The 13,529-nt window shown below is 77.2% G+C and carries 3 protein-coding genes; all 3 read right to left on the reverse strand.

What is annotated here, in order from left to right; translation table 11 throughout:
* Positions 1-73: 73 nt before the first annotated feature.
* On the reverse strand, positions 74-1,312 hold the full coding sequence (locus ABZ497_RS33130) for a cytochrome P450 (RefSeq protein WP_359810886.1): 1,239 nt from the start codon (positions 1,310-1,312) through the stop codon (positions 74-76).
* A complete protein-coding gene (locus tag ABZ497_RS33135) occupies positions 1,309-10,272 on the reverse strand; it encodes a type I polyketide synthase (RefSeq protein WP_359810889.1) in 8,964 nt (2,987 codons plus the stop codon). Before ABZ497_RS33135 ends, ABZ497_RS33130 begins: the two co-directional genes overlap by 4 nt.
* A 182-nt stretch (positions 10,273-10,454) precedes the next feature.
* Positions 10,455-13,511 (reverse strand): SDR family NAD(P)-dependent oxidoreductase, encoded by a 3,057-nt coding sequence (locus tag ABZ497_RS33140; protein ID WP_359810892.1) that lies wholly within the window; start codon positions 13,509-13,511, stop codon positions 10,455-10,457.
* Positions 13,512-13,529 lie beyond the last annotated feature (18 nt).

The raw sequence follows: 13,529 nt of genomic DNA on the forward strand, positions 1-13,529 counted from the left end.
GGGTGTGTCGGTCGGGGTGTGTCGGCCACGCTCGGTCGTACGGAACGGGCCGGGCGGGCCGGGCGGGTGCCGGTCAGGACAGCAGGACGGGCAGGCTCTCCAGCCCGCGGAACTGGAGGCTGTGCCGCCAGACCAGCCGGTCGGCCGGCACCGCGAGCTCCCAGCGGGGGAAGCGGCTCAGCAGGCGGCCGAACAGCACCTCGCCCTCCAGCCGGGCCAGCGGGGCGCCGATGCAGTGGTGGATGCCGTGGCCGAAGGACAGGTGCTGGTTCCTGGTGCGGCCCACGTCCAGCCGGTGGGGGTCCGCGAAGACCGCCGGGTCCCGGTTGGCGGCGCAGAGCGAGACGAAGACGATCTCGTCCGCGGGGATGGTCACCTCGCCCACCTGGACCGGCTTGGTGGTCCAGCGGATGGTGGCGAGGTTCAACGGGCTCTCGTAGCGCAGGAATTCCTCGACCGCACCGGCCAACAGGGTGGGGTCGGCCCGGAGCCGGCCCAGCTGGTCGGGGTGCTGGATCAGCGCCAGCACACCACTGCTGATCATGTTCGCGGTCGTCTCGTAGCCGGCGTTCATCAGCAGGAACAGGCTGGAGATCAGCTCGCCGCCGTCCAGCCGGTTGCCGTCGTCCTCGGCGTCGATGAGCGCGCTCACCAGGTCGTCGGCGGGCTCCTCGCGCTTGGCCTCGACCACCGCCGCCAGGTGGCCGTACGCCAGCCCGACCGCCTCCCGCTTCTCGGCGGCGGTGGACCGGACGCTGGTGAGCACGCCGTTCCAGCGGCGCAGATCGGCGAAGTCGGACACCGGCACGCCCAGCAGGGCGCCGATCACGTAGATCGGGAAGGCCAGGGCGATCTGCTCGACCAGGTCGAACTCCGCGCCCGGCACGATGTCGTCGACCAGGTCGTCGGCCAACTCCTCGATCCACGGCCGCATCTGCTCGACCCGGCGCATGGTGAAGGCCTTGGAGACGATCCGCCGCAGCCGGGTGTGGTCCGGGGGGTCGCTGAAGAGCATGCTGCGCGGGTTGCTGCCCGCCGAACCGTCGGGGTGCAGGGCGTGCCGCTCGATGATCCGGGGCAGGCCGAGCGCGTCCTTGGACAGCGACTGGTCGGCCAGCAGCGCCCGGACGTCCTCGTGCCGGGTCACCACCCAGGCATTGACCTCCGACGCGAGCGTCTTCACCACGTGCCGGCCGACCGGCGCCTCGGTGCGCAGGACGTCGTAGGAGGGGTAGGGGTTCTGCATGAACGTCGGACCGAACACGGTGTCGGCCTCCGGGGCCGGTGCGGGCGGGGTGGATTCGGTGGTCATCGCGGTGCTTCTTCCTCCGGTACCGATCCGGACAGCCACGACTCGACAGCACGGCCGGTCGAGGGTCCGAAATCTCCGATGATGGTCAGGTGATCTGCCGGCACGTCGACCGTCGTGTGCCGGGTGGGCCAGGACGCCGCGGGGACCGGTCGGTCGGCCGCGGTGCCGGGGAGGGACTCGGTCGCCCGGACGAGCAGGATCGGGCTCGTCACCGGCGCCGGCCGCCAGTCGCGGAACAGGTCGAAGTGACGGCCCATCGCGCTCAGTCCGGCGTCCGTGGTCGCCTCCACCAGCTCGGCGCGGTCCGCCAGGGCGGGGAACAGCGTCGACTCCAGGGCGGTGAGACCCGGGCTGCCCGGCAGGTGACTGTCGAGCAGGACCACGGCGGCCGGGGCCGCTCCCTCCTGCGCCAGCGCTCCGGCCACGGCGTGCGCGACCCAGCCGCCCGACGAGTAGCCCACCAGGACGACGGGCCGGTCGCCGTGCTCCGCGCGGACGGCGGCCGCCTGGCTGCCGACGAACTCCGCCAGGGTGCGAGGCAGTGCCTCACCGGCCGCGTACCCGGACGGCGCGAGCACGGTCAGGCCCCGGCGGCCCCGGAACGCGGTCGCGAACCGGGCGTACTGGTAGGCGTGCGCGGGTGCCACCAGCGAGGGAAAGCAGACCAGGGGCGGTCCGGCCGGTCCCTCGGCGAAGCGGGCGCTCCGTGGTGCGGGCGGCCCCGACGCCGGGGCGTCCGGTCCGTCCGGGCGGTCCGGGCCGTCCGGTTCGTCGCGCAGGTGGGCGGCGGCGGCGAGCAGGCGCAGCCCCTGGCCGGCCCGGCCGGCCAGGCTGGCCTGCCGGAACAGCGCCACCAGCGGGGTCTCGGGTCCGTTCGGGGCCGGAGCCTGAGCCTGAGTCGGAGTCGGAGTCGGAGTCGGAGCATGAGTGGGAGTCGGAGCCTGAGCGGGAGCCTGAGTGGGAGTCGGAGTCGGGTCCACCGGGGGCGCGTCGACGATCCGCTCGGTCAGCAGGGCGGCCAGCGCCGCGCCCGTCGGGCACTCGACGATCGCCGACGGGGCCAGCCGGACCCCGGTCGCCTCGTGCAGCCGGGTGCGCAGCTCCGCCGCGCCCAGGGAGTTGAGTCCGAGCTCGGTGAAGGTGTCGGCCGGCCCGGCGGGCGCGTCCGGATCGCCGAGCACGGCGGCGACCTGATCCAGCACCACCTCGGTCAGCAGCGCGGTCCGGGACGCGGGCGGCGCTTCGCGGAGCCGTCGGCGCAGCGTCTCGCTCCCAGACTCGGCCTCGTCCGGCTTCGACCCCGGCTGCACATACGTGTGCGGACTCGTGTACGGGCTGCCGGCCGGCTCCTGCCCGGCGAAGGTCTCCCGGCCGGTGCCGTTCCCGGCCCCGGGCCGGCCGGTCATGGCGGTGGAGCGGGTCGCGGACAGCCAGTGGCCGCGGCCCTGGAACGGGTAGACCGGCAGGTCCACCCGGCGGCCGCCGCCCGGGGCGGTCAGGTCCACCGGCAGTCCCCGTACGTGGAGGCGGGCGAACGCGGCCGTCAGCGCGGCGCGGTCCGGGCGGTCGGCCCGCAGCAGCGGGACGGCCGCGGCGGCCCCGGGATCGGTGAGGCAGTCCTGGACCATCGCGGTGAGCACGGCGTCCGGCCCGAGTTCGACGAAGGTGCGCACCCCGCGCCCTTCCAGCGTCCGGACGCCGTCGGCGAACCGGACCGGCTCCCGCACGTGCCGCACCCAGTAGTCGGCGCCGGCCACCTCGGCCGGACCGACCACCGCACCGGTCAGGTGGGAGACCAGCGGGATCACCGGCGGGTGGTAGGCGATCCGCTCGGCCTCGGCGCGGAACGCGGCCAGCATGCCCGCCATGTGCGGGGAGTGGAAGGCGTGACTGACCCGCAGCCGCTTGGTCCGCCGGCCCCTGGCGGCCAGCACGGCGGCGACCTCCCGGACGGCGTCCTCGTCGCCGGAGAGCACGGTGGCGGCGGGGCCGTTGACCGCGGCCACCGCGAGCCGGTCGGCACGCTCGGCGACGAGCTCCGCCACCTCGTCCGGCCCGGCCTCGACGGCCGTCATCGCGCCGCCGGGCGGCAGCTCCTCCATCAGCCGCGCCCGGGCCGCGACCAGTGCGGTGGCGTCCGCGAGGTCGAACACACCGGCCACATGGGCGGCGGCGAGCTCCCCGATCGAGTGCCCGGCCACCACGTCCGGCACCAGGCCCCGGCTCTCCACGAGCCGGAAGAGGGCGACCTCCAGCGCGAACAGCGCCGCCTGGGCGTGCCCGGTCCGGTCCAGCAGGGCGGCCCCGGTGGAGCCGGGGCCGGCTTGCAGCACGCCCCGGACGGAGTGGCCGAGCCGCTCTTCGAGCCCGTCGCAGGCCTCGTCGAACGCCGCCCGGAAGACCGGGAACGCCTCGTACAACTCCCTTCCCATTCCCGGGCGCTGGCTGCCCTGCCCGGTGAAGAGGAAGGCCACCGCGCCGTCCGCGGCCACCCGGCCGGTGATTACCCCGGGCACCTGGCGGTCCGCCGCGAGTGCGGCGAGGCCGGCGTCGAAGCCGGCCCGGTCCTCGGCGAGGACGACCGCCCGGTGGGTCAGCGCGGCCCGGCCGGTGGCGAGGGACCAGCCGAGGTCGGCGAGCGTCTGGTCGGGGTGGGTGCCGAGGTGGGCGCGGAGCGAGCGGGCCTGGGCGCGCAGCGCGTCCGCGCCCCGGGCGGACACCGGCAGCGCGAGGACGCCGGCGGCCGCGGGGGCGGTCCCGGTGGCGGCGACGGCGCCGGTCGCGAGGTCCGCCGCGGGGGCGGGGGCCGGCCCGGGCTCCGGCTCGGGGGCCTCTTCGATGATCGCGTGCGCGTTGGTGCCGCTGACACCGAAGGAGGACACGCCGGCGCGGCGCGGCCGGCCGGTCCGCGGCCACGCCACCGGCTCGGTCACCAGTGACACCGCGCCGGACGACCAGTCCACGTGCGGGGACGGCGCGTCCACGTGCAGCGTCCGGGGCAGCACCCCGTGCCGCATCGCCAGCACCATCTTGATCAGCCCGGCGAGGCCGGCGGCGGCCTGGGTGTGCCCGATGTTCGACTTCACCGAGCCCAGGTACAGCGGCCGGTCGGCCGGTCGGTCCTGCCCGTAGGCGGCCAGCAGGGCCAGCGCCTCGATCGGGTCGCCCAGCCGGGTGCCGGTGCCGTGCGCCTCCACCGCGTCGACCTCGGCCGGCGTCAGACCGGCGTCGGCCAGCGCCTCGCCGATCACCCGCTGCTGGGCGGGCCCGTTCGGCGCGGTCAGCCCGTTGCTGGCGCCGTCCTGGTTCACCGCGCTGCCGCGCAGCACCGCGAGCACCGGGTGCCCGTTGCGGCGCGCGTCGGAGAGCCGCTCCAGCACCAGGACGCCCGCGCCCTCACCCCACCCGGTGCCGTCGGCCCCCGCGGCGAACGCCTTGCAGCGGCCGTCCTCGGCGAGTCCGCGCTGGCGGCTGAAGTCGACGAACACTCCGGGGCCGGACATCACCGTCGCCCCGCCGACGAGCGCCAGCGAGCACTCGCCCTGGCGCAGCGACCGGGCGGCGAGGTGCAGCGCCACCAGCGAGGACGAGCACGCGGTGTCCACGGTGAGCGCCGGACCGCGCAGGCCCAGGGTGTAGGCGAGCCGGCCGGAGAGCACGCTGGCCGCGTTGCCGGTGCCCAGGTAGCCGTCCAGGCCGTCCGGGATCTCCCGGACGAACGACAGGTAGTCCTGCCCGTTGGTGCCGATGAACACCCCGGTGCGGCTCTCCCGCAGACCGAGCGGGTCCAGGCCCGCGCGTTCCACCGCCCGCCAGGCGATCTCCAGCAGCAGCCGCTGCTGCGGGTCCATCGCCGCCGCCTCGCGCTCGCCGATCCCGAAGAACGCCGCGTCGAAGCGGTCGGGCCGGTCCAGGAAGGCGCCGTGGCGGGTGTAGCTGGTGCCGGACCGCTCCGGGTCCGGGTCGTACAGGGTGGCGAGGTCCCACCCGCGGTCGCTCGGGAACTCGGACACCGCGTCGCGCCCGGTGCGCAGCAGCTCCCAGAAGTCCTCCGGCCCGGCGACCCCGCCGGGGAACCGGCAGTCCATCGAGACGATCGCGACGAGGTCCTCCGCGGGATCGGCGCCGGCCGCGGACCGGCCGGCCCGCTGTTCGGTGTCGTCCCGCAGCCGGGTGCGCAGATGGGCGGCGAGCGCCTGCGGGTTCGGGTGGTCGAACGCGAGGGTCGGGGGCAGGGTGACGCCGAGGGCGGTGCCCAGCGCGTTGCGCAGTTCGACCGCGGTGAGCGAGTCCAGGCCGAGTTCCCGGAACGGCTTGTCGGCGACGACCGCCGTGGCGTCCCGGTGGCCCAGCACCCGGGCCGTGGTGGCCGCCACCAAGTCGCGCAGGGCCCGGTCGAGTTGGGCGGGCGGCAGGGCGGCGAGCCCGGTCGTGGCGCTGCCCGCGCCGGCCGTCGCGCCGCTCGGGGCGGGCTCCGGCCGGGCTTCGGGCAGGTCGGCGAGCATCGGCGGCAGCGGCGCTCCCCCGGCGGCCAGCCGCGCCCAGCGGACGTCGGCGACCATGGTGGTGGCGGCGCCGGCGTCCACCGCCGTGCGCAGCGCCGCGAGGGCGGGCCCGGCCGCCATCGGCTCGACCGCGAGCCGGGCCAGCTTCTGCCGGGCGCCGTCGCCCGCCGCCATCCCGGCGCCGGCCCACGGCCCCCACGCGATCGAGGTGGCCGGCAGGCCGTCCCGTACCCGGCGCTCGGCCAGCGCGTCGAGGAACGCGTTGGCCGCCGCGTAGTTGCCCTGGCCGGCGCTGCCCAGCGTGCCGGCCACGGAGGAGAAGAGGACGAACGCCGACAGCTCGGTACCGAGGGTCAGTTCGTGCAGGTTCAGCGCGGCGGCGGCCTTCGCCCGGGCCACTTCGGCGAGCCGCCCGGGCGTCAGCGCGGTCAGCACGCCGTCGTCGAGCACCCCGGCGGCGTGCACCACGGCCGTGACCGGGGCCGGGAGCCCGGCCAGCAGGGCGGCGAGCGCGGCGCGGTCCGCCACGTCGCACGCCTCGATGCTCACCTCGGCGCCCAGCGCGGCCAGTTCGGCGGCCAGCTCCTCGGCGCCCGGTGCGTCGGCGCCCCGGCGGCCGGTGAGCACCAGGTGCCCGGCGCCCTCCCGGGCGAGCCAGCGGGCCACTTCGGCGCCCAGCGCGCCCGTGCCGCCGGTCACCAGGACGGTGCCGGACGGCCGCCAGCGCGGCGGCGTCGGGCCGGGCCGGGCGCGCACCAGCCGGCGGGCGAACACCGCGTCGCCGCGGATCGCGGCCTGGTCCTCGCCCGTCGCCCCGGTGAGGAGGCCGGCGAGCCGGGCGCCGGTCCGCCCGTCCGGCGCGGCCGGGAGGTCCACCAGACCGCCCCAGGTCAGCGGCTGTTCCAGCCGGGCGACCTGGCCGAGCCCCCAGAGCGGGGCCTGGGCGTAGCCGCCGAGGCCGTCCTGCGGGGTCGCCGGGACGGCGTCCCTGGTCGCCGTCCAGAGCGGGACGTCGAGGCCGAGGTCGGTGACGGCCTGCTGGACCGCGAGGGCGCCGGCGAGGCCGCGGGTGATCTCGGGGTGGTCCGGCTCGGGCCGCTCGTCGACGCCCGCCAGGCAGAGCACGCCGCGCAGGGCGGGGGCGTCGGCGGGGGCGGCGTCGGCGGCGGCGCGGGCCGGGGTGTCGGCGAGGGCGGCGCGGATCCGGTCGGCGAGTTCCGCGCGAGCGGCCACCGGCACGATCACCGACTCGACGCGCCCGCGCAGGCTCGCGACCACCGCCGCCGCCCACCGCCGGTCGCCCTCCCCCTCCGGGACGACGACCAGCCAGCGGCCGGGCGCGCCGGCGGGGTCGGTCAGGTCGGTCAGGGCAGCCAGGCCGGCCAGGTCGGCCTTGGGCAGCCGCTGCCAGCGTGTGCGGTACTGCCAGTCGGCCGCCTGCTCGCCGGCCTGCCGCGAGCGGTGCCAGGACGACAGCGCGGGCAGCGCCCGGCTCAGTGGCACGTCGCCCGTCAACTCCAGGGCGGCGGTGAGCCCTTCGAGGTCGCCCTGGTCCACCAGCCGCCAGAACTCCGGGTCGGTCCGCCCGGACGGGGCGGCCGGGTCGGCGCCCTCCTCGTGGGACAGCCAGTACCGGTCGGACCGGAACGTGTACGTCGGCAGGTCCACCCGCCGGGGGCTGCCGTCGGCCCCGGCCGAGACCACCCCGGCCCAGTCGACCGGGACGCCGGCCGTGAACAGGGCCGCGGCGGCGGTCAGCGCGGCGCCGCGCTCCGGGCGGTCCCGGCGCAGCATCGGGACGGCCAGCGGGGCGCCCGGCAGCTCGCCCACCGGGCCGGCCTCGGCGGGCCGCCCCGCCGAGGCGGACTCCGCGACCAGCGCCGACAGCACCCCGTCCGGGCCGGCCTCCAGGCAGGTGTCGAACCCGTCCGCGAGCAGGGTGGCCGTCACGTCCGCGAAGCGCACCGGCGCGCAGACCTGGTCCACCCAGTAGGCCGCCGAGCCCCAGGACGCCCCGTCACTCCACCGGCCGGTCACCGCGGCGACCCCGGGCAGCTCGGGCGAGCGGGTGGTCACCCCCGCCAGCACCTCGCCGAACGCGTCGAGCATCGGCCGCATCAGCGGCGAGTGGAAGGCATGGCTCACCGTGAGCGCCTTGACCCGGCAGCCCGCCGCGCGGGCCACCCGGCCGACCCCCTCGACCGCGTCCGCCCGGCCGGAGACCACCACCGACGTCGGGCCGTTGACCGCGGCGACCGCCAGCTGCCCCGGGGTCCGGGCCTCCTGCTCGGCCACCCAGCCGAGCACCCGGTCCGGCTCGGCCTGCACCGCGAGCATCGCGCCACCGGTCGGCAGCGCCTGCATCAGCCGGCCGCGGGCCGCCACCACCGCGCAGGCGTCGGGGAGCGACCAGACGCCCGCGACGTACGCGGCCGTCAGCTCGCCGATCGAGTGGCCGGCCACGGCCGCCGGCCGGATGCCCCACGACCGCGCGAGCCGGACCAGCGCGACCTGGAGGGCGAACAGCGCGGGCTGGGCCAGATCGGTCCGGTCCAGCGACCGGCCGTCGGCGGCGACCCCGGTGGCCATCGCCTCCCGCAGCGGGACGCCCAGCAGCGGGTCGAACGCGGCGCACACCTCGTCGAGCGCCGCCGCGAACACCGGGAACGCCTCGGCCGCCCCGGTGCCCATCCCGGCCCGCTGGGCGCCCTGGCCGGTGAACAGGAACGCCACGCCGCGGCCCGTCCCGGCCGCGCCCTCGGCCCGCACGACGGCGGGGTGGGCCGTGCCGGCCGCGACGGCCCGCAGGCCGTCGAGCAACTCCTGCGGGCTGTCGCCCAGCACCACGGCCCGGTCCTCCAGCGCCGGGCGGGTGGTGGCCAGCGACCACGCGACGTCGACCGGTCCGGGCGCGGATCCGGGGGCGGACCCGGCGGTCAGGAAGTCGGCGAGCCGGGCCGCCTGGGTGCGCAGCGCCTCGGGACCGCGCCCGGACACCACCCACGGCAGCGTGCCGCGCGCCACCGCCCCGTCGGCCGGCTCCTCGGTCGGTTCCCCGGTCGGCTCCTCGACCGCCGGGGCCTGCTCCAGCACCAGGTGCGCGTTGGTGCCGCTGATCCCGAACGCCGACACCGCCGCCCGGCGCGGCCGCCCGGTCTCCGGCCACGCCACCGGCTCGGCCAGCAGCGACACCGCGCCGGAGGCCCAGTCCACGTGCGGGGACGGCGCGTCCACGTGCAGCGTCCGGGGCAGCACCCCGTGCCGCATCGCCATGACCGCCTTGATCACCCCGGCGACCCCGGCGGCGGCCTGGGTGTGCCCGATGTTCGACTTCACCGAGCCCAGGTACAGCGGCGGGCCGTCCGGGCGGTCCCGGCCGTAGGTGTCCAGCAGGGCCTCCGCCTCGATCGGGTCGCCGAGCCGGGTGCCGGTGCCGTGCGCCTCCACCACGTCCACGTCCTGCGTGGTCAGCCGCGCGTCGGCCAGGGCCCGGCGGATCACCCGGCGCTGGGACGGCCCGTTCGGCGCGGTCAGCCCGTTGCTGGCGCCGTCCTGGTTCACCGCGCTGCCGCGCAGCACCGCGAGCACCCGGTGGCCGTTGCGCCGTGCCTCGGACAGCCGCTCCAGCAGCACCAGGCCGACGCCCTCGGACCAGCCCGTCCCGTCGGCGGCCGCCGCGAACGACTTGCAGCGGCCGTCGGCGGACAGCCCGCGCTGGCGGGAGAACTCCATGAACAGCGTCGGCGTCGACATCACCGTCACGCCGCCCGCCATGGCCAGCGAGCACTCACCGGCCCGCAGGGCCCGGGCGGCCAGGTGGATCGCCACCAGCGACGAGGAGCACGCCGTGTCGACGGTGACCGCCGGGCCCACCAGCCCCATCGCGTAGGAGATCCGGCCGGAGACGACGCTGTCGGCGCTGCCGCTGATCAGGTAGCCCGCCACCTCCTCGGGCACCGTGCTCTGCCGCAGCGCGTAGTTCTGGTACATCGCCCCGACGAACACCCCGGTGTCGCTGCCGCGCAGGGTCAGCGGGTCGATCCCGGCGCCCTCCGCGACGGTCCACGCGGTCTCCAGCAGCTGCCGCTGCTGGGGGTCCATGGCGAGCGCCTCGCGCGGCGAGATGTCGAAGAACCCGGCGTCGAACTCCGGTGCGCCGTAGAGGAATCCGCCCGCCCGCGCATAGGTGGTGCCCGGGTGGTCCGGGTCCGGGTGGTAGAGGTCGGCCGGCCAGCCCCGGTCGGTCGGGAACTCCGACATCGCGTCGCGCCCGTCCTCCACCAGCCGCCAGAGGTCCTCCGGCGACCGGACCCCGCCGGGGTAGCGGCAGGCCATGCCGACGATCGCGATCGGCTCGTGCTCGCGGTCCTCCAGCTCGCGCACCCGCTGGCGCGACCGCTTGAGGTCAGCGGTCACCCGTCGCAGATACTCGACGACCTTGTCCTGCTCCGACACCTGTCGTTCCCTTCCGTGCTGCGTCGTGTGCGGGTCGTTCCCCGGGCCGGCGACCGGCCCGGCGCCCGGGACGGTCACTGGTCCGGTCACCGCTTCGGCCGTTGGTCCGATCACCGGAGCGGTCACCGGTCCCGTCACCGGTCCCGTCACTGGTCCGGTCACCGGTCCCGTCACTGGTCCGGTCACTGGGGGTCGAGTTCGGCGTCGATGATGTCGAAGAGCTCGTCCACCGAGACGCTGGCGATCCGCTCCGAATCCGCCGCCTCCTCGGGGCGGGCCATCGCGTCCCGCCACCGGGCGAGCAGCGTCTCCAGCCTGGTCGCGACCGCCCGGCCGTCCAGGTCCGTCACCGAGGTGGCGGCCAGTGCCGCCTCCAGCCGGTCCAGCTCCTCGCCGACGCTCGCCACCGGGTGGTCCTCCCGCGTACCGGGCAGCACCAGGCGCTCGGCCAGGTGGGCGGCGATCGCCGCGGCCGTCGGGTGGTCGAAGACCAGCGCCGTGGGCAGCCGCAGCCCGGTCAGCAGGCCGAGCCGGTTGCGCAGTTCGACCGCGGTCAGCGAGTCGAACCCCAGCTCCGAGAGGACCCGGTCCGGCTGGACGCGCTGGGTGCCGTCGTGGCCGAGCACGGTCGCGATCGCCTCCCGCACGGCGTCCAGCAGGATCCGGTCGCGCTCCGCTCCGCCGACCGCGGCGAGCCGGTCCAGCAGCGCCCCGGAGCGGCCGGCCGAGGCCTGCCGACGGCCGGACGGGCCCCGGACCAGACCGTGCAGCACCGACGGCAGGGCCGACCCCTGCGCACGCAGCGCGCCCACGTCCCAGCGGACCGCCGCCAGCAGCGGCTCACCGGTGCCGACGGCCTCGTCGAACAGCGCCATGCCGTCCCGCGCGGTCAGCGGCACCAGCCCGCCCCGGGCCAGCCGGCGCAGGTCCAGCTCCGAGAGGTGCCCGGTCATCGCGCTGGCGTCGGCCCACAGGCCCCACGCCAGCGAGGTCGCGGGCAGGCCGAGCCCGGCCCGGTGGGCGGCGAGCGCGTCCAGGAAGGCGTTGGCCGCCGCGTAGTTGGCCTGGCCGACGCCGCCCAGCACACCGCTGGCCGAGGAGTAGAGCACGAAGGCCGAGAGGTCCAGCCCGCGGGTCAGCTCGTGCAGGTGCCAGGCCGCGTCCACCTTCGGGCGCAGCACCCCGGCCGCCTGCTCGGCGGTCATCGACGTGATCAGGCTGTCGTCCAGCACACCCGCCGTGTGGACGACGGCCGTGAGCGGGTGCGCCGCCGGGATCGCGGCCAGCAGCCCGGCCAGCGCGTCACGGTCGGCGGCGTCGCAGGCCGTGAGGGCGACCTCCGCCCCCAGCCCGGTCAGCTCGGCCCGCAGCTCCTCGGCGCCCTCGGCCCGCGGACCGCTCCGGCTGATCAGCAGCAGTCGGCGGGCCCCGTGGGCCGTCACCAGATGACGGGCCACCAGGCGGCCCAGCACGCCGGTGGCGCCGGTGACCAGCACCGTGCCCGCCGGGTCCAGGGCCGGGAACGCCCGGTCCGGGGCCTGTTCGGCCGGGACCGCCCGGACCACCGGGGCCAGCCGGGGCACCAGCGGCGCGCCGTCCCGGACGGCCACCTCCGTCTCCGCCCCGAGCGGGACCGCGGCCAGTGCGGCCGCGTCCGCCGCCCGGTCCAGGTCCGCGTCCAGCAGCCCGAACCGGCCCGGGTGCTCCGACCGCGCGGAGCGGACCAGCCCCCAGACGGCGGCAGCCACCGGATCGCCGCCGTCGGTCGCCCCGGCGCAGACGAACACCAGCCGGGACTCGGCGAACCGCTCGTCGGCCAGCCACTCCTGGACGAGCGCCAGCGCCTCCCGGACCGCCGTGTGGGTGGCGGCCGGTACGTCCCCGGCGGGCGCCGCCACCCGGACCAGCACCACCGGCGGCACTGCCGTGCCGGTGTCGACCTCGGCGGCCAGCGCACCGAGGCCGGCGAACGCGCGGATGCCCTCCGGGCCGCCGGGCCGGTCGCCGAGGACCGCCCAGTCGGCACGGTCCACCGGCGCCGCGGTGGCGGCCGGCTGCCACTCCAGCCGGAACAGGGCGTCCGGCTCGCCGCGCCGCCCGGCGGACGGCGCCGGCGCGAGCCGCACCGAACCGGCCGAGGCGACCACCACGCCGTCGTGGTCCGTCAGGACCACGGAGACGGTGTCCGCGTCCGTGTCCTGGTCCGACTCCGTCGCCCCCGTCGCCTCCGCGCGGCCGATCACGGCCCGGACGGCGGTGGCCCCGGCGGCGTGCACCTGCACCTCCGTCCAGGACACCGGCACCAGCGGCCCCGACGCGTCCCGGGCGGCGGTCCACGCCCGGACCGCCGCGTCGAACAGCGCCGGGTGCAGGACGAACGCCCCCGGTTCGGCCAGTTCGACCTCGGCCCACACCCGGGCCCCCTCCTGCCAGACCCGCCGCGGCCCCGGGAACGCCGGTCCGTACGCGATGCCCTGGTCGGCGATCCGCTCCGCCACCGTGTCGGCGGCGAGCTCCGTGCCCGGCCGCCAGACCACCGGACCGGCCGGCTCCCGCTCGGCACCGACGGCGGCCGTCAGATGGACGGTCCACTCCTCGCCGTCGCCCGCCTCGGGGCACGACCGCACGACGACCGACCGCAGGCCGGCGCCGTCCGCCGCCCCGACGACCACCTGGACCCGGATCGCGCCCTGCTCCGGCAGGGCGAGCGGCACCGTCGCCGTCGCCTCCGCCACCCGGGGCGCGCCTGCCCGGTCACCGGCGGCGATCACCAGGTCGAGCAGCAGCGAACCGGGGAGCACGGCCACCCCGTCGATCGCGTGGTCGGCCAACCAGGGGTGGGTGGCGAGGGAGATCCGCCCGGTCAGCAGCGCTCCGCCGTCCGGGAGTTCGACCGAGGCGGCGAGCAGCGGGTGCCCGGTGTCGGACAGCCCCGCCGAGGACACATCGCCCCCGGCCGCCGGCTCCAGCCAGTAGCGGTCGCGCTGGAAGGCGTACGTCGGCAGCTCGACCAGACGCGGGTCATGCCCCGCGAACAGCGCCGGCCAGTCGACGTCCGTACCGTGGACGAAGGCATGCCCGAGAGCCGTCACCGCCTGGCGGCCCTCCGACCGGTCCCCGCGCAGCGCGGGCGCGGCAGCCTCGACGAGGGCGGAGAGCACACCGTCCGGGCCGAGTTCGACCCAGGCGCCCACACCCGCCGCCTCGACCGCGTCCGCGAAGCGGACCGTGCGGGACACGTGGTCCACCCAGTAGGC

It is taken from the genome of Kitasatospora sp. NPDC005751, from assembly GCF_040630835.1.
In the GTDB taxonomy this organism is placed as follows: domain Bacteria; phylum Actinomycetota; class Actinomycetes; order Streptomycetales; family Streptomycetaceae; genus Kitasatospora.

Coding starts and splice junctions, on each gene's coding strand:
- ABZ497_RS33130 (WP_359810886.1), bottom strand. CDS start 1,312: ATGACCACCGAATCCACCCCGCCCGCACCGGCCCCGGAGGCCGACACC.